Source organism: Actinacidiphila epipremni (assembly GCF_012034175.1).
In the GTDB taxonomy this organism is placed as follows: Bacteria; Actinomycetota; Actinomycetes; order Streptomycetales; family Streptomycetaceae; genus Actinacidiphila; species Actinacidiphila epipremni.
This window is the reverse complement of record NZ_JAATEJ010000003.1, coordinates 419,754-441,310: the sequence shown is the minus strand read 5'-3', so window position 1 is coordinate 441,310 and position 21,557 is coordinate 419,754. Positions and strand designations below refer to the sequence as shown.

Annotated in this window: 21 protein-coding genes; 8 read left to right on the top strand and 13 right to left on the bottom strand. The window is 72.7% G+C overall.

The window, feature by feature from the left end; all coding sequences use genetic code 11:
- Positions 1–134 precede the first annotated feature (134 nt).
- On the top strand, positions 135–1,556 hold the full coding sequence (locus HCN08_RS07155) for a sensor histidine kinase (protein WP_322974273.1): 1,422 nt from the start codon (positions 135–137) through the stop codon (positions 1,554–1,556).
- A complete protein-coding gene (locus tag HCN08_RS07150) occupies positions 1,553–2,263 on the top strand; it encodes a response regulator (protein ID WP_167982010.1) in 711 nt (236 codons plus the stop codon). The genes HCN08_RS07155 and HCN08_RS07150 overlap by 4 nt, the downstream gene beginning before the upstream one ends.
- A gap of 182 nt (positions 2,264–2,445) precedes the next feature.
- On the opposite strand, the gene HCN08_RS07145 is transcribed toward HCN08_RS07150, so the two are convergent.
- Entirely contained in the window at positions 2,446–2,805 is a 360-nt protein-coding gene (locus tag HCN08_RS07145) for a hypothetical protein (RefSeq protein ID WP_167982009.1), read from the bottom strand.
- A gap of 435 nt (positions 2,806–3,240) precedes the next feature.
- Between HCN08_RS07145 and HCN08_RS07140 the strand changes: the two genes are divergently transcribed.
- Complete coding sequence (locus HCN08_RS07140; RefSeq protein WP_240969813.1) at positions 3,241–3,672, top strand: DUF6879 family protein; 432 nt, start codon at positions 3,241–3,243, stop codon at positions 3,670–3,672.
- A gap of 21 nt (positions 3,673–3,693) precedes the next feature.
- Positions 3,694–4,554, top strand: coding sequence for a helix-turn-helix domain-containing protein (locus tag HCN08_RS07135; protein WP_167982008.1), 861 nt, complete (start codon positions 3,694–3,696; stop codon positions 4,552–4,554).
- 79 nt (positions 4,555–4,633) lie between these two features.
- Here the strand turns inward: HCN08_RS07135 and HCN08_RS07130 are convergent, their stop codons facing one another.
- Positions 4,634–5,524 (bottom strand): aldo/keto reductase, encoded by an 891-nt coding sequence (locus HCN08_RS07130; RefSeq protein ID WP_167982007.1) that lies wholly within the window; start codon positions 5,522–5,524, stop codon positions 4,634–4,636.
- A gap of 196 nt (positions 5,525–5,720) precedes the next feature.
- Here HCN08_RS07130 and HCN08_RS07125 point away from each other — a divergent pair, with 196 nt between their 5' ends.
- The 3 genes from HCN08_RS07125 (at position 5,721) to HCN08_RS07115 (ending at position 9,973) form a co-directional block, all read left to right on the top strand.
- Positions 5,721–6,653 (top strand): lysylphosphatidylglycerol synthase transmembrane domain-containing protein, encoded by a 933-nt coding sequence (locus HCN08_RS07125; protein ID WP_322974272.1) that lies wholly within the window; start codon positions 5,721–5,723, stop codon positions 6,651–6,653.
- A 210-nt stretch (positions 6,654–6,863) separates the two neighbouring features.
- Positions 6,864–7,676 (top strand): hypothetical protein, encoded by an 813-nt coding sequence (locus tag HCN08_RS36060; RefSeq protein WP_167982006.1) that lies wholly within the window; start codon positions 6,864–6,866, stop codon positions 7,674–7,676.
- A 296-nt stretch (positions 7,677–7,972) separates the two neighbouring features.
- Positions 7,973–9,973: an APC family permease gene (locus tag HCN08_RS07115; RefSeq protein ID WP_167982005.1), complete on the top strand. Its 2,001-nt coding sequence runs from the start codon at positions 7,973–7,975 to the stop codon at positions 9,971–9,973.
- Positions 9,974–10,007: 34 nt separating this feature from the next.
- On the opposite strand, the gene HCN08_RS07110 is transcribed toward HCN08_RS07115, so the two are convergent.
- The 6 genes from HCN08_RS07110 to kdpF form a co-directional block, all read right to left on the bottom strand.
- Positions 10,008–10,460, bottom strand: a complete 453-nt coding sequence (locus HCN08_RS07110) for a type II toxin-antitoxin system PemK/MazF family toxin (RefSeq protein WP_167982004.1) — start codon at positions 10,458–10,460, stop codon at positions 10,008–10,010.
- Positions 10,461–10,559: 99 nt separating this feature from the next.
- Complete coding sequence (locus HCN08_RS07105) at positions 10,560–11,543, bottom strand: aldo/keto reductase (RefSeq protein WP_167982003.1); 984 nt, start codon at positions 11,541–11,543, stop codon at positions 10,560–10,562.
- Between the two features lie 137 nt (positions 11,544–11,680).
- On the bottom strand, positions 11,681–12,313 hold the full coding sequence (gene kdpC / locus HCN08_RS07100) for a potassium-transporting ATPase subunit KdpC (RefSeq protein WP_167982002.1): 633 nt from the start codon (positions 12,311–12,313) through the stop codon (positions 11,681–11,683).
- Between the two features lie 67 nt (positions 12,314–12,380).
- On the bottom strand, positions 12,381–14,501 hold the full coding sequence (kdpB, locus tag HCN08_RS07095) for a potassium-transporting ATPase subunit KdpB (RefSeq protein WP_167982001.1): 2,121 nt from the start codon (positions 14,499–14,501) through the stop codon (positions 12,381–12,383).
- Positions 14,501–16,165, bottom strand: a complete 1,665-nt coding sequence (gene kdpA / locus HCN08_RS07090; protein ID WP_167982000.1) for a potassium-transporting ATPase subunit KdpA — start codon at positions 16,163–16,165, stop codon at positions 14,501–14,503. The genes kdpB and kdpA overlap by 1 nt, the downstream gene beginning before the upstream one ends.
- Complete coding sequence (kdpF, locus tag HCN08_RS35090; RefSeq protein WP_167981999.1) at positions 16,166–16,255, bottom strand: K(+)-transporting ATPase subunit F; 90 nt, start codon at positions 16,253–16,255, stop codon at positions 16,166–16,168.
- A 473-nt stretch (positions 16,256–16,728) separates the two neighbouring features.
- Between kdpF and HCN08_RS07080 the strand changes: the two genes are divergently transcribed.
- Positions 16,729–17,100: a hypothetical protein gene (locus HCN08_RS07080; RefSeq protein WP_167981998.1), complete on the top strand. Its 372-nt coding sequence runs from the start codon at positions 16,729–16,731 to the stop codon at positions 17,098–17,100.
- Positions 17,101–17,334: 234 nt separating this feature from the next.
- Here the strand turns inward: HCN08_RS07080 and HCN08_RS07075 are convergent, their stop codons facing one another.
- The 5 genes from HCN08_RS07075 to HCN08_RS07055 form a co-directional block, all read right to left on the bottom strand.
- Entirely contained in the window at positions 17,335–17,910 is a 576-nt protein-coding gene (locus tag HCN08_RS07075; protein WP_407648697.1) for a GNAT family N-acetyltransferase, read from the bottom strand.
- Between the two features lie 13 nt (positions 17,911–17,923).
- Positions 17,924–18,643, bottom strand: coding sequence for a lasso peptide biosynthesis B2 protein (locus tag HCN08_RS07070; RefSeq protein WP_167981997.1), 720 nt, complete (start codon positions 18,641–18,643; stop codon positions 17,924–17,926).
- 2 nt (positions 18,644–18,645) lie between these two features.
- Positions 18,646–20,463, bottom strand: a complete 1,818-nt coding sequence (locus tag HCN08_RS07065; protein ID WP_167981996.1) for an albusnodin/ikarugamycin family macrolactam cyclase — start codon at positions 20,461–20,463, stop codon at positions 18,646–18,648.
- A gap of 66 nt (positions 20,464–20,529) precedes the next feature.
- Positions 20,530–20,667 (bottom strand): albusnodin family lasso peptide, encoded by a 138-nt coding sequence (locus tag HCN08_RS07060; RefSeq protein ID WP_167981995.1) that lies wholly within the window; start codon positions 20,665–20,667, stop codon positions 20,530–20,532.
- Between the two features lie 10 nt (positions 20,668–20,677).
- Entirely contained in the window at positions 20,678–21,454 is a 777-nt protein-coding gene (locus HCN08_RS07055) for an ATP-binding protein (protein ID WP_167981994.1), read from the bottom strand.
- Between the last annotated feature and the right edge of the window lie 103 nt (positions 21,455–21,557).

The window sequence follows — 21,557 nt, the reverse complement described above, 5'->3', positions numbered from 1 at the left end:
ACCGGGCGTACCGCGGCGGGCGGATCCCGTTCGGCGTCATACCGGGGACGTACGCGGTGGGTTGTACGGCGGCCCGGGAAGTGCAGACCCCGGGCGGATGTCCCGGACCGGGGCGTTTGTGCAGACTGATTCCCGTGACCACCACGACCGGTTCGACGTACGCAGCAAGGGCCGGGGCCGCCCGTTTCCGGGCCGCCCTGGGGCCGCTGACGCGCGCGGCGCGCCCCGCGCCGGACGGTCCGCCGCCGCGCCCGCAGCCGCAGCCGCTGTCGCGCTGGGCGTGGGCGGCCGACGCGGCGACGGCGGTGGTGCTCGCCGCGGCGACCGCGTATGCGACGGCGAAGGGAGCTTCGGGGGACGGGCCCTTCCGGTCCGAGGCCAGTGCCTTTCTGCGCGACGGCGGCCCCCCGGTGCCGCCGCCGATCCCGCGCTTCCCCGGCGCCGACGCGCTTTACGGCCCGGGCGGCGCCCCGGCCACCCCGCTGTGGCTGGTGCTGTTCGCCGCGCTCACCGCGCTGCCGCTGGCGGTCCGCCGCCGCTGGCCGCTGGGGGCGTATGTGTCGGTGCTGCTGGCGGTGCTGGCCTTCCACGGCCTCTCGGCGCACTCCTGGGCGCTGCACGGCGTGGACGACCCGACCGTCTTCACCTTCGTCTCGGTGCTGATAGCGGCGTACGGCGCCGCCCTCTACAGCCCGCACCGGCGGCCCGCGGTGGGCGCGCTGATCGGCGGCGGGGTGCTGCTGCTGGTCTTCCACGACCGGACGATCCCGGACATCACCCCGAGCTTCATGCCGTTCGTGCTGCTCGTGCCGCTGGGGCTGGCCGCGAACACCGTGCACACCTGGCGGCAGCGGCTGCGCGCGATGCAGGCCGAGCAGGAGACGGCGACCCGGCGCGCGGTGGACGAGGAGCGGGCCAGGATCGCCCGCGAGCTGCACGACGTGGTGACGCACAACGTGAGCATGATGACGGTGCAGGCCGGCGCCGCCCGGACGGTGCTGGCGAAGGAGCCCGAGCAGGCGAGGGAGGCGCTGCTGGCGGTGGAGAGCGCGGGGCGGGCCGCGATGGCGGAGCTGCGGCATGTGATGGGGCTGCTGTCGATGTCGACGTCCGGCGAGGCGGGCGCCGCCGACCCGGCGGAGAGCCTGGCGGCGGAGCTGGCGCCGCAGCCTGGCCTGGGCCAGGTCGGCGTGCTGGCCGAGCGGATACGCGGCACGGGCGTGCCGGTGGGCCTGGCCGTGACCGGCTCCCCGGTGCCGCTGCCCGCGGGCGTGGACCTGGCCGCGTACCGGGTGGTGCAGGAGGCGCTGACGAACACGGTCAAGCACGCGGCGGGCGCGAGCGTCGCCATCACCGTCGACTACCGGCCGGGCGAGGTCCGCGTCGAGGTCGCCGACACCGGTGGCGTGCCGTCCCCCGCCGCCGCGAGCGGGAACGGCCGTGGTCTCATGGGCCTGCGCGAAAGGCTCGCCGTCTACGACGGCACGCTCGACGCCGGGCCGCGCGGCACCGGTGGCTACCGGGTCCGGGCCGTCATCCCGGTGGGAGAGATATGAGCGGTCCGGGCCCGGGCGGGGCGGCGGAGGACACGGCGTTGCGGGTGGTCATCGCGGACGACCAGGCGCTGGTGCGCACGGGCTTCCGGATGATCCTCACCGCCGCGGGCATCGAGGTCGTCGCGGAAGCGGCGGACGGCGAGGAGGCGGTCGCCGCGGTCCGGCGGACCCGCCCGGACCTGGTGCTGATGGACATCCGGATGCCCCGGCTGGACGGCCTGGAGGCGACCCGCCGGGTCCTCACCGGCGCGGCGGGTGACCCCCAGGTGGTGATCCTCACGACGTTCGACCTGGACCGCTACGTCTACGCGGCGCTGGCGGCCGGGGCGAGCGGCTTCCTGCTCAAGGACGTCACGCCGGAGTATCTGGTCGCGGCGGTCCGGCTGGTACGCACCGGCGACGCACTGCTCGCACCGGCGATCACCCGCCGCCTCGTCGAACGCTTCGCCACCGGCCCACCCCGCACCCCCGAGATCCACCGCGACCTCGCGACCCTGACCCCACGCGAACTGGAAGTCCTCCGCATGCTCGCCGGCGGCCTCAGCAACGCGGAACTGTCCGCGACCCTGCGGGTGACCGAAGCAACGGTCAAGACCCACGTGACCCGCATCCTGTCCAAGCTGAACCTGCGCGACCGCGCCCAAGCAGTGGTCGCCGCCTACGAATCCGGCCTGATCACCCCGGGCGCGACGGCCCGGGGCGACTGAGGTCCTGCGGTGGCCGCCAGGGGGCGGGAGCAGGCGCTGTAGGCACGGCTCCCATGGATGCGTGCTCCGAGCGGACCGGCGCGAGCACGCGCCCGAGCTCTGTTGCCGAGCAGCGCCTCGCCGCCATGAGGAAGGCGGAACAGCGGGGCGACTTGCCCTCGAAGGTCAGGCTCCGAGGGCGGTCACCGGGGTGGATCGGGGCATCGCCCCCTGCAGCGCACCAGATCCCGGCAGACGTACGACGCGGCCGTGTAGTACCGGGTCACCACGTCGCCTGGATGTCCGTCCAGCCGAGCGCGGGCGTAATCCAGCACGGCGGAAGCCGGCACTGCGGTGGGGAGTGGGGGCGTCTCGGTGAGCTGCTGTTCCAGCCATTCCGCAGCGCTCGCAGCGTCGGTGAACGTCCCGGCGAGCATCTGGCGCGGCTTGGCGAGCCATTCCGCGATCACCAGCGGGGGCGTGGCCGACAAGGGATCGCGCGCCTCGCGATCTGCCGGGCGCGTGTGGCCGGTGTACGAGTAGGCGTGCCAGTGCGGCTCCATGTCCATCCCTTACCAGGTGGGGCCGACAACGGCCGGATCGCCGGCCCCCATGCGAGTGGTGCTACTGCCTGCCGCAACCGTCCCCACCGCCGCAGTCCGGCTCATCGGCCGGTGGTGTCGGTCCCTCTCCGGGTATCTGCCGCCAAGCCGTCCCCGGAGGGGGAGCTTCGTACGACCGCGCACACCCTTCGGTCCGGGCAGGTCGCCGAGCCGCACCGGCGACGGCGGCCTGCACGCTGCGGGGCTTTCTGCTGCCCGCCCCGCGTCGGTGTCGAGGCAGGCGCCCTTCGACGCTAGGACTGCTCTTTGCGGTGCGGCGAGCGATGTGCAGTTCTTTGCAGACTTTCACCCCCACGTGGGCGGGAAGCCCCGTGCGCCCTTGACCGAGCAGCGCTTCGCCGAGACCGTGGAGCAAAGGACTGCACACAACTGGGGATGGAGCACGCCGTGCCGTTACTGTTCGTCGGGATCGACCCCGACACCGGCAAGACCAACAGCCCGACCGTATGGGTCGACCAGGAGAAGCGGGAACTCGTCCTCCAGGGGTGGGACCCCGACCCGCAAACCCTCGCCGAATGCGCCGACTTCGAGCGCCGGCGGGCGACCGGTGAACGGGACACCGATCCGGCCTCCGCCTACTGGGCACCGTGGGTGGACCTGATCGGCCGGGCCCGGGCCCGCGGCGTCGTGGTGCGCCGGGCCCGGATCGTGTCCGAGCCGGTCACCGAGTACCGGAATCACTTCACGGGCGATGGCGCATCCGCGGGCGCGGAAATCACGGAGGCCCCTGAGGCGGCCAGGCTCTGCGCCAGTGCGTTCGAGGCGGTCTGGGATCGCGCGATCCCGCACGACCGGTACGGGCTCTGACAAGACGCACCGCCAGAGCACATGCCCGCATCCCCGTCCTCCTCCGCGCAGGCCGCACGCATCACGGTGGCGCAGCGCCTGCGCGAACTGCGCAAAGCGGCGGGCCTGACGATCGTGGAGCTGGCTACCGCGTGCGGCTGGCACTACTCCAAGACCTCGCGCATCGAGAACGGCCGGACCGGGCCCTCGGCGAAGGACATCCGGCTGTGGTGTGCCGCTACCGCGGCCGGGGAGGGGGACGCCGGAGACCTGATCGCCCAGTCCCTCAACGCGGAGGCCATGTACCAGGAGTGGCGCCGGCAGATGCGAGTGGGGCTCAAGGCGGTGCAGGAGAGTGTCGTCACGCTGTTCCACCAGACGCGCCGCTTCCGCGTCTACTCCTCCACCGTCGTGCCCGGCCTCCTCCAAACCGAGGGATACGCCCGGGGGGTGCTCGGCATCGCGTCAGCGGTGCACGACCTCCCGGCGCGGGACATCGCGGAGGCTGTCCAAGCGCGACTCGAACGGTCCCGGGTCATCCACGCACCGGGCCGCCGTGTCGCGGTGGTCATCGAGGAGAGCGTCCTGCGTCACCGGATGGCGGACGAGGACGCGATGGCCGCGCAGCTCGGCTCACTGCTGGCCGCGGGCGCCCTCCCGGCCGTGTCGCTGGGGATCATCCCCATGTCCACCCGCCGGCGCACGCAATGGCCCGAGGAGACGTTCGCCGTCTACGACGACAAGCTGGTGACGGTCGAGCTGGTGTCGGCCGAGGTGACGGTGACCCAGCCGAGCGAGGTCGACCAGTACCTCAAGAGCTTCGAGCGGCTACGGAGCATGGCCGTGTACGGCTCGAAGGCCCGAACCCTCATCGTCCGAGCCATCGACGCCCTCCATCCGTAGACCGGCTACGCGCCCGGCCCGGCCACCCCGGGCGCGGCAGCCCGGGGTGGTTGAGGGGGTGTGCGGCCCGTCGGCGGGGTCAGCCGGCGGCGGCTTCCAGGGCGTGGAATTGCGCGTCGGTGAGCTCGATGCCCGCGGCGGCGGTGTTTTCGTCGAGGTGGGACACCGAGGAGGTGCCGGGGATCGGGAGCATCACCGGGGAGCGGCGCAGCAGCCAGGCCAGTGCGAGCTGCGAGGGGGTGGCGCCCTGCTCGGCGGCGATACGGGTCAGCGGGCTGTCGGGGCCGGCGAGCGCGCCGGTGGCCAGCGGGAACCACGGGATGAAGGCGATGCCGTGCGCCTCGCAGTGGTCCAGGACGTCCTCGGAGGCCCGGTCGGCGAGGTTGAAACGGTTCTGCACGGAGACGATCGTGGCGACGGCGGACGCCTCCTCGATCTGCGCGACGCTCACCTCGCTCAGCCCGATGTGCCGGATCTTGCCCTCCGACTGGAGCGCGGCCAGCTCGCCCAGCTGCTCGGCGAGCGGCACCTTCGGGTCGATCCGGTGCAGCTGGAGCAGGTCCAGCCGCTCCACGCCGAGGTTGCGCAGGCTCAGTTCGACCTGCTGGCGCAGGTATTCCGGCCGGCCGATCGGCACCCACTGCGCCGGGCCGGTGCGGGCGAAGCCCGCCTTCGTGGCGATGACCAGGTCGTCGGCGTAAGGGTGCAGCGCCTTGCGCAGCAGCAGGTCGGCGGTGAAGGGCCCGTACGCGTCGGCGGTGTCGATGAAGTCGATGCCGAGTTCCGCGGTGCGGCGCAGCACCCGTACGGCCTCGTCCGGGTCGGCGGGGTCGCCCCATACGCCGGGGCCGGTGAGCTGCATCGTGCCGTACCCGAGCCGGGTGACGGTCAGGTCGCCGCCGAGCCGGAAGGTCCCGGATGCCTTGGCGACGGCGGGCTGCGTGGTGATGACGGGGGTGGCGTCGGACATGAAGGGCTCCTCACCGATGGCGTACACGCTGCTCCCGACCCTAATCCCGATGGCGGAAGGCCCGGCTCCGGGTCCGCCGGGGCCCGGGGGGGTCAGGGGCGGAAAAGCCCGGCCGGCGGGCAACGGTCACCCCCGCACAGCGCGGGTGTCACCCGGGGGACGCCCAGGTGTCGCCCGATCGGGGGAAAGTGGCGCGGTGGGTAAAGCGTGGCGGGCCATCGCCGCAGCAGTGCCGGTGGGGGCGGTCGCCGCGTGGGCGCTCTGGCACCGCGGCCTGCTGGCGGACGGCTGGCATGACCTGATCGCGGCGGACCGCGTGTGGCTGGGCGCGGCGCTGGCCGCCACCGCGCTGGGCTGGGTCGCGGTCGCGATCGCCCGGCAGGGCACGGTCCTGGAACCGCTGCCCGCGGGCCGCCTGCTGGCCACGCAGTTCGCCGCGCAGGCCGCCAACCAGCTCGCGCCGGCCGGTATCGGCGCCGGGGCGGTGAACCTGCGCTTCCTGCGCGGCTGCGGCCTGCCGCTGAACCGTACGTCGGCGGCGCTCGCGCTGTATTCGCTGGCCGAGTCCGTCGGCCGGGTCACCCTGCTGGCCGGGCTGCTGCTGGCCTTCCCGCACGCCCTGCGCGTGCACGGCCTGGTCCCGACCGGCGGCACCGTCGCCGTGGTGAGCGCCGCGACCGCCGCCGCGCTGGTCGCCGCCGCCGTGCTCGCCGTGGCCGTACGGCCGCTGCGCCGCCTGGCCCGCGGCTTCCTGGCCACCGCGCTGGCCGACGCGCGCTCCCTGCACATGCGCCCTGCCCGGGCGCTGGCCCTGTGGGGCGGCTCCCTCGCCTTCCCCGCGCTCCAGGCGGCGGCACTGGTCGCGGTCGCGCACGCGCTGTCCCTGCCGGTGGCGGCGCCGCACGTGGCGATCGCCTACCTCGCCGCGACCTGCCTGGCCGCGGGCGTCCCCACGCCGGGCGGCATGGGCTCGGTGGACGCCGCCCTCGGCGTCGCCCTGGTCGCCGCCGGCGCCCCCGCGACGACCGCCACCTCCGCGGTCCTCGGCTACCGCATCGTCAACGCCTGGCTCCCCGCACTCCCCGCCGCCCTCGTCCTGAGCGCCCTCGTCCGCCGCAAGGTCGTCTGACCCGCGCCACGCCCTCCGGGGGCTCAGGACGCCGCGGCCCGCGCGCCACACCCGCGCGGGGTTCCGTGGCCGCGCCGCCGGGTGGCGGCAGGACGCGCCGGGTGCCCGGTGGTTGACAGCACAGGTTTATCCGCAATACTGCCCGCCGTGGAGCAGCGCACAGGTTCGATCACACCGGAGATACACCCCGCAGGGACCGATCCGGCATTCGTGCCAGGTCTCCTGCCCCCGCGCCCTGCCGCGACGGCCGACGCGTCGGCCCCGCACGAGGCGGCAGAGGACGCGCCCGAGGGCGCCGCTCAGCCGGAGGCGGAGGCCGCAGCCCCGGCGGTCGCCGAGGTCGCGGTCGAGGCCGCCGTGCCCGCGGCCGTGGCGGTCGTCGCGGACGCCGAGGGCGACGACGAGGACGAGGAGATCGACCGCGGCGAGCCGCTGTTCGAGGTCTCGGACCGCCGCGCGACGATCCTCGCCGACGCGGTGGGCATCGTCTTCCGCCTCGACGAGGAGGAGGCGGACTTCACCTGGGACGAGATCGGCGCGGTCGAGATCGACACGCCACGGTTCAGCAAGCGTTTCAAGGTGACCGTCTACACCGGTCCGCGCCGCTGGTTCGAGGCGCACGTCGAGGCCACGTCCCGCGGCCAGCTCAAGACCTGGGCGGCCGAGCTGGACGCCGTACTCGACGCGCACTTCGAGGACCCGGACGCCGAGAAGGACGTAAAGGACGGCAAGGACGGCAAGGACGCGGACGAGGTCGACGCCGAGGCGGAAGAGGCCGCGGCGGAGGCGGAGGCCGCGGAGGCCCAGGACGAGCCGGAGGCGGAGGCCGCCGAGGAGTCCGCGGAAGCCGCAGAGGCCGGGGAAGCCGGGGAAGCCGCAGGGGCTGCCGAGCCCGAAGCGGACGCCGCGCCCGACCCGGAAGCCGAGGCCGACGCCGAGCCCGAGCCCGAGCCCGAAGCCGCCCCGAAAGCCGGCCCCGACCGCAAGCCCAAGCCCAAGGCCCGTAAATCCCGCACCGCATGACCTGACCCCACCCTGGAAGGCAAGCCCGCGCGGCGTCAGGAGACGCCCCGCACGCGTTAAGAACCCGTATGGAAAACCCGCCCGGCCCCCCACGGGCCCCGCGGGCACCGCACTCTGACCGAGGCTTCGCACAGCGCCCCGCGGCCCGTCCATCGGCCGCGGGGTGTGCGCTGCCGCGCACGGTCGACGGCGACCTGACTGCGTAACGCTGACCAGGCCATCCACCCGACGACGGCCCGTCTCACCACGCCCTGTCGCCGGACCGGCGGCAGCGGCCCGCCAGAGGAGTACGGCCCATGTCCACCACCGTCGGGGCGCATCGCGACCGCCTGCGGGCCTGGCTGCTCGAAGGTCTCTCGGACATCGCCAAGAGCGGGGACACGAAGGACCCGAAGGGCCAGGAGGACCGGAAGGACCGGAAAGGCCAGGAGCCCGCCGCGAGCGCCGGCGCCGAGACGCACCCCGGCCAGCCCTGGTGGCGGGTGATGTGCCTGACCGGCGTGGACTACTTCTCCACCCTCGGCTACCAGCCGGGCATCGCCGCGCTCGCCGCCGGCCTGCTCTCCCCGGTCGCCACCGTCGTCCTCGTCGTCGTCACGCTCGCCGGCGCGCTGCCGGTCTACCGCCGGGTCGCCGAGGAGAGCCCGCACGGCGCCGGCTCGATCGCGATGCTGGAGCGGCTGCTGTCGTTCTGGAAGGGCAAGCTCTTCGTCCTGGCGCTGCTCGGCTTCGCGGCGACGGACTTCCTGATCACCATCACCCTCTCGGCCGCCGACGCCTCGACCCACCTGGTGGAGAACCCGCACTTCTCCGCGGCGCTCGGCAGCCACCAGATGCTCATCACCCTCGTGCTGATCGCCCTGCTCGGCGCGGTGTTCCTCAAGGGCTTCCTGGAGGCCGTGGGCGTCGCCTTCGTCCTCGTCGGGGTCTATCTCGCGCTGAACGTGGTCGTCGTCGTGAACGGCCTGTGGCATGTGCTGACGGCCGCGCACCTGGTCACCGACTGGACGAGCGGCCTGACCGCCGAGCGCGGCAACGTCTTCGTCATGGTCGGCGTCTCCCTGCTGATCTTCCCCAAGCTCGCGCTCGGCCTGTCCGGCTTCGAGACCGGCGTCGCGGTGATGCCGCACGTCAAGGGCGACCCGGACGACACCGAGGCCGACCCGGCCGGCCGGATCCGGGACACCAAGAAGCTGCTGACGACCGCCGCGCTGATCATGAGCGCGTTCCTGATCGCCACCAGCTTCCTCACCACCGTGCTGATCCCGGCGGACGACTTCCGGGCCGGCGGCCCGGCCAACGGCCGCGCGCTGGCGTATCTCGCGCACCAGAACCTGGGCTCCGGCTTCGGCACGGTCTACGACTTCTCGACGATCGCGATCCTGTGGTTCGCCGGCGCCTCCGCCATGGCGGGCCTGCTCAACCTGATGCCGCGCTTCCTGCCCCGCTACGGCATGGCGCCGCACTGGGCGCGGGCGGTACGGCCCATGGTGCTGGTCTTCACGCTGATCGCCTTCCTGGTCACCTGGATCTTCGACGCGAGCGTCGACAAGCAGGGCGGCGCGTACGCGACGGGTGTGCTGGTGCTGATCAGCTCCGCGGCCATCGCGGTGACCATCGCGGCCCGCAAGGCCGGGCAGCGGGGCTGGACGGCGGTCTTCGGGGTCATCGCGCTGGTCTTCCTCTACACCACCGTCGTCAACGTCCTGGAGCGGCCCGACGGTGTGAAGATCGGCGCGTGCTTCATCGCCGGCATCGTGCTGGTGTCACTGCTGTCCCGGCTCGCGCGGGCCTTCGAGCTGCGGGTGACCAGCGTGCAGCTGGACCCGCTGGCCGAGCGGTTCGTCCGGGACATCGCCAAGCGCAAGGTGCGGTTCGTCGCGAACGAGCCGGGTCTGCGGGACGCGGCCGAATACCGCGAGAAGCTGCACCAGATCCGGCTCGACAACGACATCCCGGCCGACGACGACCTGGTCCTGGTCGAGGTCACGGTCACCGACGCCTCGGAGTTCGAGTCGGCCCTGACCGTTCGCGGCCAGGTGCTGCACGGCCGCTACCGGGTGCTGTCCCTGGAGAGCTCGTCGGTCCCGAACGCCCTGGCCGCGCTGCTGCTGCACGTACGGGACCTGACGGCCTGCAAGCCGCACATCTACTTCGAGTGGACCGAGGGCAGCCCCTTCGCGAACTTCCTGCGCTTCTTCCTCTTCGGCCACGGCGAGGTCGCCCCCGTCACCCGCGAGGTCCTCCGCGAAGCCGAACCCGACCCCACCCGCCGCCCCCGCGTCCACGTCGGCTGACGCGTTGTTCACGCGGGGGGGGGCGCCGGGCGGCTCAGGTCCAGTGGTAGAGCTCTTTGAGGCGGTTGACGACGAGGTTGAAGCGGCCCCGGTCGAGGGCGCAGGCCTCGCGGCGCATGCCCTGCTCGTGGAGGCGCAGGACCCGGTCGACGTCGACCCAGGAGTCGCGGCCCTCGCGGTCCCAGGGGCCGGCGCCTATCGCGACCCATTCGCGGTCGTGGTCGTGGCGCTTGCTGGAGAGCTGGACGGCCAGCAGGGTGCCGGCGGCCTCGCGGGCGACGACCAGGACGGGGCGGTCCTTGCCGCGGCCGTCGTTCTCCTCGAAGGGCACCCAGGTCCAGACGATCTCGCCGGGGTCGGGGTCGCCGTCGTGCTTGGGCTCGTAGGTGGTGCGCACCCGGCCGACCCGCGTGGGGTCGGCCTCGGTGGTGGCGTGCGGTCCGCTGGCGCCGGGGAATTCGGCGTGGCTGTCGGTGAAGGTCGTCACGGGCACGACCGTATCGGCGCCGGCCCGGCCCGTCACGAGCGGTCCCGTGCGTACGGCGGCCCCGTACGCACGGGACCGGGCCCGTAACGGATCAGCGGCTCACCAGCGGTCGTGCACCTGCGCGCGGATGCGGCGGTCGTACAGGTCGCGCACCGCGTCCAGGACGGGCTGCGGCAGCTCGGGGAGGGCGGCGGCAGCGGCGTTGGCGCGGGCCTGGTCGGTGTTGCGGGCGCCGGGGATGACGGAGGTCACGCCGGGCTGCTGGATGATCCACCGCAGCGCGGTCTGCGCCGGGGTGGCGCCCTCGGGCGCGAGCCCGGCGAACTCGGCGGCGGCCTCCAGGCCCGTCTCGTAGTCGACGCCGGAGAAGGTCTCGCCCTGGTCGAACGCCTCGCCGTGCCGGTTGTACGTACGGTGGTCGTTCGCCGCGAAGACCGTCTCGCGGGTGTACTTGCCGCTCAGCAGCCCGGAGGCGAGCGGGACGCGGGCGATGATGCCGACGCCCGCGGCGGCTGCGGCCGGCAGCACCTTCTCCAGCGGCTTGAGGCGGAGGGGGTTGAAGATGATCTGCACGCTCGCCACGCCCGGCCGGGCGATCGCCGCCAGCGCCTCCTCGCACGTCTCGACGCTGACCGCGTACGCGGCGACGCGCTGCTCCGCCACGAGCGTGTCGAGCGCGTCGTAGAGGGCGTCGGAGGTGTAGACGGCGGTGGGCGGGCAGTGCAGCTGCACCAGGTCGAGGGTGTCGACACCGAGGTTGGCGCGGGAACGGTCGTTCCAGGCGCGGAAGTTGGCCAGGGAGTAGTTCTCCGGGAGCTGCTCGGCGCGGCGGCCCATCTTCGTCGCGACGAAGATCCCGGCGTCGGGGCGCTCCTTGAGGTAGCGGCCGATGAGCTGCTCGCTGCGGCCGTCGCCGTAGACGTCGGCGGTGTCGAAGAAGGTCACGCCGGATTCCACGGCTGCGTCCAGCACCGCGATGGCGTCGGCTTCCCGCACGTCGCCCCAGTCGGCGCCCAGCTGCCACGTCCCGAGGCCGACGACGGAGACCGGCCGGCCGGTCCTGCCCAGTACACGCTGTTCCATGAGGCCGATGCTACGTCGCTCCCCGGTACGCCCCGGGTACGTCCCCCCGTACGCCGCCGGTACGCCCCGCGCGGGGACGTACCGGGAGCGTACCGGACGTACCCGGGGACGTACCGGAGGCGCGTACGGTCGCCCGCTCAGCCGGCGAGCGCGTCGAGCGCCCGGTTCAGGTCCAGCACATTGACCCGCGGCTCGCCGAGGAAGCCCAGGTCGCGGCCGTGGACGTGGGCCGCGACCAGCGCGTGGACCTTGGCCGCGTCGAGCCCCCGGGCCTTGGCCACCCGGGCGACCTGCTCGTACGCGTACGCCGGTGAGATGTCCGGGTCAAGGCCGGAGCCGGACGCGGTCAGGGCATCGGCGGGCACGTCCGCGGGGTCCACGCCGTCGAAGGCGGCGACGTCGTGGCGGCGCTGCTGGACCGCCTTGACCAGCTCCGGGTTGCCGGGCCCGAGGTTGGAGGCGCCCGAGGCGAGCGGGTCGTAGGCGCCGGCCGACGGGCGCGGCTGGAAGAACCTCGGGTCGGGGCGGGCGGCCTCGTCGGGGTCGCCGGGGTTCTTCTTCGGCAGGTCGAAGTTCTGGCCGAGCAGGCTGGAGCCGACCGTCGTGCCGTGCTGCCGTACGAGCGAGCCGTTCGCCTGGTGGGGGAAGGCCGCCTGGGCGACGCCGGTGACGGCGAGCGGGTAGAGCACGCCGGTGATCACGGTGAGCACCAGCAGCATCCGCAGCGCCGAGAGGTGGCGCCGGACGGCGGGCGGGAAGTGGTTGGCCACGGGGGGGTGCACCTTCTTTCTGGTTCCTTCTGGTTCTTTCTGGTCCTTCTGGTTCCTTCTGGGCCGGTCAGCGCAGGCCGGGCACGAACTGGACGACGAGGTCGATGAGCTTGATGCCGACGAAGGGCAGGACCAGCCCGCCGATGCCGTAGAGGCGGATGTTGCGGCCGAGCAACTGCGCCGCGGAGGCCGGGCGGTAGCGCACCCCGCGCAGGGCGAGCGGGATCAGCACCACGATGATCAGCGCGTTGAAGATGATCGCCGAGGCGATCGCCGAGGTGGGGCTGTGCAGGCCCATGACGTTGAGCTTGTCCAGGCCCGGGTAGGCGATCGCGAACATCGCCGGGATGATCGCGAAGTATTTCGCGACGTCGTTGGCGATCGAGAAGGTCGTCAGGGCGCCCCGGGTGATCAGGAGCTGCTTGCCGATCTCGACGATCTCGATGAGCTTGGTCGGGTTGGAGTCGAGGTCGACCATGTTGCCGGCCTCCTTGGCGGCCGACGTCCCGGTGTTCATCGCCACGCCGACGTCCGCCTGGGCCAGCGCGGGCGCGTCGTTGGTGCCGTCACCGGTCATCGCGACGAGCTTGCCGCCGGCCTGCTCCCGCTTGATCAGCGCCATCTTGTCCTCGGGCGTGGCCTCGGCGAGGAAGTCGTCCACCCCGGCCTCCTCGGCGATCGCCCTGGCCGTCAGCGGGTTGTCGCCGGTGATCATGACCGTGCGGATGCCCATCGCCCGCAGCTCGTCGAACCGCTCGCGCATGCCGGCCTTCACGACGTCCTTGAGGTGGACGACGCCCAGCACGGTGGCGGTGCTGCGGCCGGCGCGGCGCACGACCTCGCCGACGACCAGCGGGGTGCCGCCGCCCGCCGCGACGGCGTCCACGACCGGCTCGACCTCCTGCGCCGGCTGCCCGCCGTTGTCCCGTATCCAGGCCAGTACGGCACTGGCCGCGCCCTTGCGCAGCTCGCGCCGGCCGCCGTCGCCCTCGACCAGGTCCACCCCGCTCATCCGGCTCTGCGCGGTGAAGGGCACGAACTCGGCGCCGCCGCCCAGCTCCCGGCCGCGCAGCCCGTACGCGTCCTTGGCCAGGACGACGATGGAGCGGCCCTCCGGGGTCTCGTCGGCCAGCGAGGCCAGCTGCGCGGCGTCCGCGAGCCGGGCCAGGTCCACCCCGCCGGCCGGCAGGAACTCGGCCGCCTGCCGGTTGCCCAGCGTGATCGTGCCGGTCTTGTCCAGCAGCAGCGTGTTGACGTCGCCGGCCGCCTCGACGGCCCGGCCGCTCATCGCCAGGACGTTGCGCTGCACCAGCCGGTCCATGCCCGCGATGCCGATCGCCGACAGCAGCGCGCCGATGGTGGTCGGGATGAGCGCGACGACCAGCGCGACCAGCACGACGAGCGACTGCTCGGCGCCCGCGTAGATCGCCATCGGCTGGAGGGTGACGACGGCCAGCAGGAAGACCACGGTGAGCGAGGCGAGCAGGATGTTCAGCGCGATCTCGTTCGGGGTCTTCTGCCGGGCCGCGCCCTCGACCAGGGCGATCATCCGGTCGATGAACGTCTCGCCGGGCTTGGAGGTGATCCGCACGACGACCCGGTCCGAGAGCACCTTCGTGCCGCCGGTGACCGCCGAGCGGTCGCCGCCGGACTCCCGGATGACGGGCGCGGACTCACCGGTGATCGCGGACTCGTCGACCGAGGCGATGCCCTCGACGACGTCGCCGTCACCGGGGATGATCTGCCCGGCCTCGACCAGGACGTGATCGCCGAGCCGCAGGTTCGCCGCCGGGACGGCCTCCTCGCGCAGCTCGGTGTCGCCGCGCCGCCAGTCCGCGAGCCGGCGGGCGACCGTCTCCGTCCTGGTCCTGCGCAGCGTCTCGGCCTGCGCCTTGCCGCGCCCCTCGGCGACGGCCTCCGCGAGGTTGGCGAACACCACGGTCAGCCACAGCCACACCGTGATCACCCACGCGAAGACGCTGGGGTTCGCGATCGCCGAGCCGGTGGTGAGCACCGCCCCGACCTCGACGACGAACATCACCGGGTTCTTCACCATGACCCGCGGGTCGAGCTTGCGCAGCGCGTCGGGCATCGACACCAGGAGCTGCTTCGGGTCGGCGAGGGACGCCCGCGCGGACCGGGACGCCGCGGGCTGGGACGCCGCGGCCCGGGAGATCAGTGGGGACATCAGTGGAGACCTTCCGCGAGCGGACCCAGCGCGAGCGCCGGGAAGTAGGTGAGGCCCACGACGATCACGATGACGCCGGTGAGCAGGCCGACGAACTGCGGCCGGTGGGTGGGCAGGGTGCCGGCGGTGACCGGCACGGGCTGCTGCCTGGCGAGCGAGCCGGCGAGCGCGAGGACGAAGACGATCGGCAGGAAGCGGCCGAAGAGCATCGCCAGGCCCAGCGCGGTGTTGTACCACTCGGTGTTCACGCCGAGGCCCGCGAAGGCCGAGCCGTTGTTGTTGGCCGCGGACGTGAACGCGTACAGCACCTCGGAGAAGCCGTGCGGCCCCGGGTTGAGCATCGAGGCGCGCTCGCCCCGCAGGGACATCGCCGCGCCGGTGCCGATCAGGACGACGGCCGGGGTGGCGAGGATGTAGAGGGAGGCGAACTTCATCTCCCGCGACCCCAGCTTCTTGCCCAGGTACTCGGGGGTGCGGCCGACCATCAGGCCGGCCACGAAGACCGCGACGATCGCCAGGATGAGGATGCCGTAGAGGCCGGAGCCGGTGCCGCCGGGCGCGATCTCGCCCAGCATCATGTCGAACAGCGTCATCCCGCCGCCGCCGGGCGAGAACGAGTCGTGGAAGGAGTTCACCGCGCCGGTGGAGGTGAGCGTGGTGGACGCCGCGAACAGGGCCGAGGCCCAGATCCCGAGCCGCTGCTCCTTGCCCTCCAGCATCCCGCCCGCGCTGTGGCCGGCGGTGCTGCTCACGCTGTGCAGCTCGTTGACGGTGATGAGGGCGACCGAGACGGCCCAGATCAGGCCCATGACGGCGAGGATCGCGTAGCCCTGCCGGTGGTCGCCGACCATGCGGCCGAAGGTGCGCGGCAGCGAGAAGGAGATGGCCAGCAGCAGATAGATCTCGATGAGGTTGCTGGTGCCGTTGGGGTTCTCGAAGGGGTGGGCGGAGTTGGCGTTGTAGAAGCCGCCGCCGTTGGTGCCCAGCTCCTTGATGACCTCCTGCGACGCCACCGGGCCGCCGGTGAGCGACTGCTTGTCGCCGAGCAGGGTGCCGATCTCGTGGACGCCGTGGAAGTTCTGCACCGCGCCGAGCGCCACGAGCACGACGGCGAAGACGAACGCCATCGGCACCAGCAGCCGTACGGTGACCCGGGTCAGGTCCACCCAGAAGTTGCCGACCCGGTCGGTGCGCCTGCGGGTGAAGCCGCGGATGAGCGTGGCGACGACGGCGATGCCGACGGCCGCGGACACGAAGTTCTGCACCGCCAGGCCCGCCATCTGGACCAGGTGGCCCATCGTGACCTCACCGCTGTACGACTGCCAGTTGGTGTTGGTGACGAAGGACGCGGCGGTGTTGAACGCCTGGTCGGCCTTGACCGGCGGGAAGCCGAGCGAGAGCAGCAGGTGGTTCTGCAGCCGCTGCATGCCGTAGAGGAAGAGCAGCGAGACCGCGGAGAAGGCCAGCACGCTGCGCAGGTACGCGCCCCACTGCTGGTCGGCGTCCGGGTCCACGCCGCCGAGCCGGTACAGACCGCGCTCGACGGCCAGGTGCCGGCCCGGGCTGAGGATGCGGGCCATGTAGTCGCCCAGCGGGCGGTAGGTCAGGGCGAGGGCGGCGATCAGGACGGTGATCTGGAGCCAGCCCGCGAGGGTGTCGTTCATCTAGAACTTCTCCGGGTGGATCAGGGCCAGCACGAGGTAGACCAGCAGCCCGCAGGCGACGACGAGCCCGACGACGTTCTCCGCGCTCACAGCCGCCCGACCCCCTTGGCGACCAGCGCGAGCACGGCGAAGACCGCGATCGTCACAGCGATGAACACAAGATCGGACATTTTGCGCGACACCCCAGGTGAGGACGTTTCCGGCACGGCTTGCCGTAGGGGGTCCCGGCGGGACCCGCACCTACGGTCACCCCGCTTCCGGGCGGGTCCGGATTCGTTGACGCGTCATTGGCGCGGGGGGCGGGGCCATTGACGGGCTCTTGACGCCCGGCGGCCCGGGCTGTCCGCCGGACGGGTGAGCGGCGGGGTCTGCGGGGCCGGCGGGAGCGGCCGGCGGGGGGTTTGCGGGGGCATGCGTACGGCGTAACCTCGAATGTGGTGCGAATGTCTGCAAAGCGGACGTACGGACCGGCGGTCGGCATGACCGGACGCCGTGCGGCGTTATACGTGTACGGCGGGCGGCGTACGCCGTGGGCCGTACGACGGAGGTGTGCGATGACGTGGATGGGTACGAGGCGCGGGCCCGTACAGGACCCGCGGGACGAGCATGACGCGGCCCTCTACCCGACGGAGCCCGGCCTCGACGCGGAGGCGGCCCACCGCCAGGCGCTGGTGCTCAGCGAAGTCGCGGCGGAGGGCCCGGTGGGCCTGTTCCGCGTCCTGCGCCGCGCCGCGTCCGGCGACGAGGACGCGGCGGCGGTGCCCGTCTCCTCCCTCATCCGCGCGATCCCCGGCGCGACCCTGCTGGACTCCCACGACTTCCTGCTCCGCGCCCACATCCCCCCCTCCAGCCGCGCGGGCGACCTCACCCCGGGCCAGCGCGTAGCCCTCGTCTACGTGGTAGACGGCACCCACATGGCACCCGACCTGCTGTAACCCCGACCTCCCTCACCCGCCGCGGCGCCCTCCCCAGCGCAGCCGCCGCCAACGCGACGCCCGACTCCGCCCCCCGTCGGCCCTGCGCCTCCTGCCCTCCCCGGAACCCACGCCCGACACCCTTGCCGCCACTCGCCGGCCACCCATTGCCTTGACAAGGGTGTCAGGCTTCGCCCCCCACCCCCGCCAACCAGCCCAACGCCGGGTGGCACGGTCCCGGGGACCGGCAGGTCGTCAGGCCGCGGGCTCATCGGAGCCGGCCCCGCCCTCCACCAGCGTCCTCACCACCGACGGATACGCGAACTCCTCCGCCAGCGCGTCCATCAAAACCTCGTCGCAGCTCCGCCCGAGCCAGTAGCCCGCGGAACGCAGCGCGCCAGCGTGCCGGAAGCCGGCCTTTTCGTAGGTGCGGACACCTGCCGTGTTGGGTGCGAGGACCTTGAGCCAGACCATGCGGAGGTTGGTGACGTGGAAGGCGTAGTCGAGGGTGAGACGCGTCGCCCTGGTACCGAGCCCGCAGCCACGCGCCTCGGGGGCGAGCATCACGACGTATTCGGCCGTACGGACCGCGTGGTCGGGCAGCAGCGTGGTGACGCCGACCGGCACGGGGGAGCCGGGCGCGAGGTCGTACACCGTGAAGCGGATGTTGTCGCCCCTCAACTGGTGCGCCATCCCCTCGGTGCGCGCCTCCAACGACTCCGGCTGCTGGCGCCCGTAACCGACGAGCAGGCCGGGGTCCTGCTCCCAGCGCCAGTAGGTCTCGACAAGGTCCGCCCGATAGGGCCCGAGGGCGCAGGCGTCGGCGCTGATCCAGAGGATGGGTTCAGGGGTGCTGCTGATGGCCGGCTCCGATAGTGAGAAGGGGCGTGTAGTCCAGCGTCGATCGCGGTTCGGCTACGGGGTAGCCGTCATCGGTCTGTACCCAGGCATGCAGGCGGACAGGGTCCGGAGCGACACCATGGCACCAGGTGACCGCCAGCCGGGAGGTGGCGAGCAGGAAGACCGCTGCAACGGACTCCTCAAGGCAGGCGGTGCGTCCCGGCGAATACCAGGCGGCACGACGGACGGCGAGCACTGCCTCGTGTGCCTGCGCCGTCGTCGCCCGGACCTCACAGCGTGGCACGGCAGTTCTCATCGCCGTGGTAAGGCGTCGCATCACGGTCGTACGAGCACCTGCCCGCTTCAGCAGGAAGACCGCGGCGAGGGCCGCAGCGGCGGAGATGGATATCGGGCCGGGAATGCGGCCGGTGCCCGCAGGGTGCTCGGCGCCGCCCCAGCTCGCGGCGGCGGGGTTCCCAGCCACCGGTGCCGGCCACGGGGCAGGCTCGGACACGGGTGTCAGAAGCCCAAGACCGAAGAGTCGATCCGCCAGAGCAGGCGGCAGGCGATCTGTCCTTCCTGTGCGCGCTGCCTGGCACCAGAGCCGCGCGGCAGGCGGGAGAAGGCACTGGACGTTGCCTGTCCGGTAGTCGACCAGCACGACGACGTGACCGTAGTCGACAGCTCCGAGCCATGCCGGGGCGGTGCCGAAGCCTCGGTCCATGCTCACCGCCCCTCCGCTGCCGCAGGGATCTCCCACTCCGGGAGGGCCGCACGATCGTGAGCCGTCAGCCACGCCTCGGCCGCGAGGGCCTGTTCGAGAGCGGCAAGGGGCATGGGAAGGCCGGCACCCGCACGACGTATCGCGCGTCGGAACGCAGCGGGATCAAGGAGTCCGTAAGCCGCCATCCAGCCGTCAGCGAGCCGCAGCAGGTCAGGCAGGTTGGCGCGGACGCCTGCGAAGTGGTCGGCGTCGAAACTGCCCTTGGTGGTGCGGGCCGCGATCTCGGGCGGCAACAGGTCGACCATTGCCTCGCGGAGCAGCGGTTTGTAGCAGTGCAGCCGGGGCCGCTGGTCGAGCGGAGTCCGCAGCACCGCGTCCACGACCGCAGGGTCCAGGAAGGGGTTGTGCAGATCGACACGGTGAACGTCTGCCAGTTGCCGATCGGCCACAGCGGTGCGGGCGACCTCACGGATCTCGTCCACGAGAACACGGACCGAGGCGTCGAGACCCGCGAACCGGGGTGGGGCAGCGGCTGCTTCTTCCGCGGCGACCCCGAGCAGGCGCCGGGCGGCGGGCGGTGCCCAGTCGGGAGTCGGCAGCAGGCAGAACCAACGGACGCGCCCGTGGTGATCGGGTGTACGTCGGCCGAGCGCGCGGGGCAGGGCAGCCAGGGCTCTGTCACGGGTGACCGCCGACACTCGCACGGCGTCGTAAAGGAGCGGCATCACCGGTTCCTTGCGTAGCCGTGCCCAGCCGAACGCCTCACCCAGTGCTCGCCCCCACCGACCGCGGCGGAGCAGGTCGGCAAGGTGGATGGGCGGTTGGAAGAGGACGCTGTCACCGCCGTCGCCGGTGAGATGCGTACGGGTGCCCAAGTGGCCCTTCATCCACCGGAACTGATGGTCAAGACGGGACCGGACGAGCGTGGAAGGTGCCGGCTCGTCGGTTGCTGACACCGCCGTGATGTCCGAGTACGGGAGGTGTTCGGGCCCCAACGGCAGCAGATGGTGGACGGCGCGGTCGCCGAGAGCGTGCGCAGCCAGGCGCGCGTATGTCACGTCGGCACCGGAGGTATCGCCCTCGGGATGGACGGTCACGGTGTGCAGGCGCGCTGTGGACGGAAGTGCCGCTGCGGCGAAAGCGGTGATGCTTGTCGAGTCCAGGCCACCGGACAGGTCACAGGAAAGGCCGGGGTCGGCCCCGGTGCGCAGCCTGACCGAACCGCGCAGAGCTGCCCGGAGCCGGGCGTGCGGTACCCGACCGGGCTCCGGATCAGGTCGCCACACCTCGGTGACGCGCATGTGCCCGCAGTTCGCGAGGAGTTCGATTCGGCTGCCGGACGGCAGTTGCGAGACGCCGTCGAAGTAGGTCCGCTGCCCTGCGAGCGCCGGGACGGACGGAAGGAATACGGCACAGGCAAGTCGTTGTACGTCGACCTGCGCGTGGGCGAGCCCGGCGAGCGTCCGGGCGGAGGTACACCACACCCAACAGCCGTTGTGGCGAGTCAGGTAGACGGGCCGAGCAGCGGCCGGGTCCGTGTGCAGGACAATACGATCTGCGGATTCCTCGACGACCAGGTAGGCGCCCGGCCGGCACCAGGCGATGTCCTCGGGCAGCCTTCCACAAGCAAATGCGTGCAGTTCGGCGTCTTGGGCACCGCAGGGTCCGAGGACGACGAGGCGCTTCCCCGCACCGCGGTCGACCACGCGGCAAGGACCGGCTCCGAGCCTCCAGGTGGACGTGCCGGCGGCGATCGGTACGGCGCCCACAGGGCGGCGGCATACGGCGGCCGGGGATGCGACTGAGCCTCCGAAAACCATGAGTCCTCCTCGAAACGCCGACCGGTGGAAGAGGCGCGGCCCGAGAGCCGGGCCACGACCGCCCGCTCAGGAGTTGTACGCGCGGCGCTTGTCCTCGCTGCGTCCACTGCCCTGGCCTTCAGTGAGTGCCGCCGCGTCGCCGAGGTCGATCGGTCCGAGTTCGTCGTCGTCCTCGGTGGTGGGGATGTGCGGGTAGGCGTTCATCGCGGTCCTCTCATTCGGGTGAAGTGTGGGGGGACTTCGGGTCGTTGGTCGTCAGGTGCCAGCTGTGGGCGCCGGGGTGGTCGGCGAAGTCCGCGCAGGGGGTGGGGGAGGTGGCGGGGCAGTCAGGGAGGGTGAGGAGGGTCGTCGGGGGGTGGCCGCGGATCCAGCGGGTCCAGACCGCTCCGGTGTCGGGGCCCGGGAGTTCGCGGACGAAGGCATGGTGGTCGCCCGTGGTGTGCGCTTCGAGGGTGCAGCGCAACTCGCGCTCGACGTCGGCCGGTTCGGCGGGCTCGCCGGTGCCGCAGCGGAGCGCCGCGGCGGTCAGTCGCTCGGGCAGCCACGTCCGCTCGCCGCACACCGCGCGGGCCTGCGCGGCGAGCGCGGCCCACACCGTCTTGCCGCCGCCGGGGCACGAGCGGTAGCCGAAGGCGACGCTCGACGCCTCGACGAGCAGCAGCCCGCGGCCCCGCTCGTCGTCCGGGCGCGGGGTCACGGCGGTCGGCGGGGCCGTCACCGGATCGGTCACCTCGACCACGCAGCCCCCGTCGCCCACGGTCAGCGCGACGGTGAACGGGCGGCCCGGCACATGTGCGTGCCGCACCGCGTTGGCGGCGAGCTCGCCGGTCACCAGCGCGGCCGTGGCGACCTCCTCCTCGGTGCACCCCCAGCGGGCCAGCGCCTGCTCGACCTCCCTGCGGGCGAGCGGCACGCAGCGCTCGTACGGGGCGAAGTCCCGGCGCCAGGTCCGGGCCTGCGGCTCCCGGAGTGCGGTGTCTTCGGTCGGCATGCGGAATCTCCTGCGGAAAACCCAGCCGGCCACCGATCGTCGCGGTGTGTACTGGGTACGGAACGTCGTGCGACCATTCAGCCCCGCGCCGGCGGGCCGCCGG

Coding starts and splice junctions, on each gene's coding strand:
- HCN08_RS07150 (WP_167982010.1), top strand. CDS start 1,553: ATGAGCGGTCCGGGCCCGGGCGGGGCGGCGGAGGACACGGCGTTGCGG.
- HCN08_RS07130 (WP_167982007.1), bottom strand. CDS start 5,524: ATGTCCGACGCCACCCCCGTCATCACCACGCAGCCCGCCGTCGCCAAG.
- HCN08_RS07115 (WP_167982005.1), top strand. CDS start 7,973: ATGTCCACCACCGTCGGGGCGCATCGCGACCGCCTGCGGGCCTGGCTG.
- HCN08_RS07080 (WP_167981998.1), top strand. CDS start 16,729: ATGGGTACGAGGCGCGGGCCCGTACAGGACCCGCGGGACGAGCATGAC.
- HCN08_RS07140 (WP_240969813.1), top strand. CDS start 3,241: ATGGAGCACGCCGTGCCGTTACTGTTCGTCGGGATCGACCCCGACACC.
- kdpB (WP_167982001.1), bottom strand. CDS start 14,501: ATGTCCCCACTGATCTCCCGGGCCGCGGCGTCCCAGCCCGCGGCGTCC.
- HCN08_RS07055 (WP_167981994.1), bottom strand. CDS start 21,454: ATGCCGACCGAAGACACCGCACTCCGGGAGCCGCAGGCCCGGACCTGG.
- HCN08_RS07105 (WP_167982003.1), bottom strand. CDS start 11,543: ATGGAACAGCGTGTACTGGGCAGGACCGGCCGGCCGGTCTCCGTCGTC.
- HCN08_RS07060 (WP_167981995.1), bottom strand. CDS start 20,667: ATGAACGCCTACCCGCACATCCCCACCACCGAGGACGACGACGAACTC.
- HCN08_RS07135 (WP_167982008.1), top strand. CDS start 3,694: ATGCCCGCATCCCCGTCCTCCTCCGCGCAGGCCGCACGCATCACGGTG.
- kdpA (WP_167982000.1), bottom strand. CDS start 16,165: ATGAACGACACCCTCGCGGGCTGGCTCCAGATCACCGTCCTGATCGCC.
- HCN08_RS07145 (WP_167982009.1), bottom strand. CDS start 2,805: ATGGAGCCGCACTGGCACGCCTACTCGTACACCGGCCACACGCGCCCG.
- HCN08_RS07070 (WP_167981997.1), bottom strand. CDS start 18,643: ATGGACCGAGGCTTCGGCACCGCCCCGGCATGGCTCGGAGCTGTCGAC.
- HCN08_RS07065 (WP_167981996.1), bottom strand. CDS start 20,463: ATGGTTTTCGGAGGCTCAGTCGCATCCCCGGCCGCCGTATGCCGCCGC.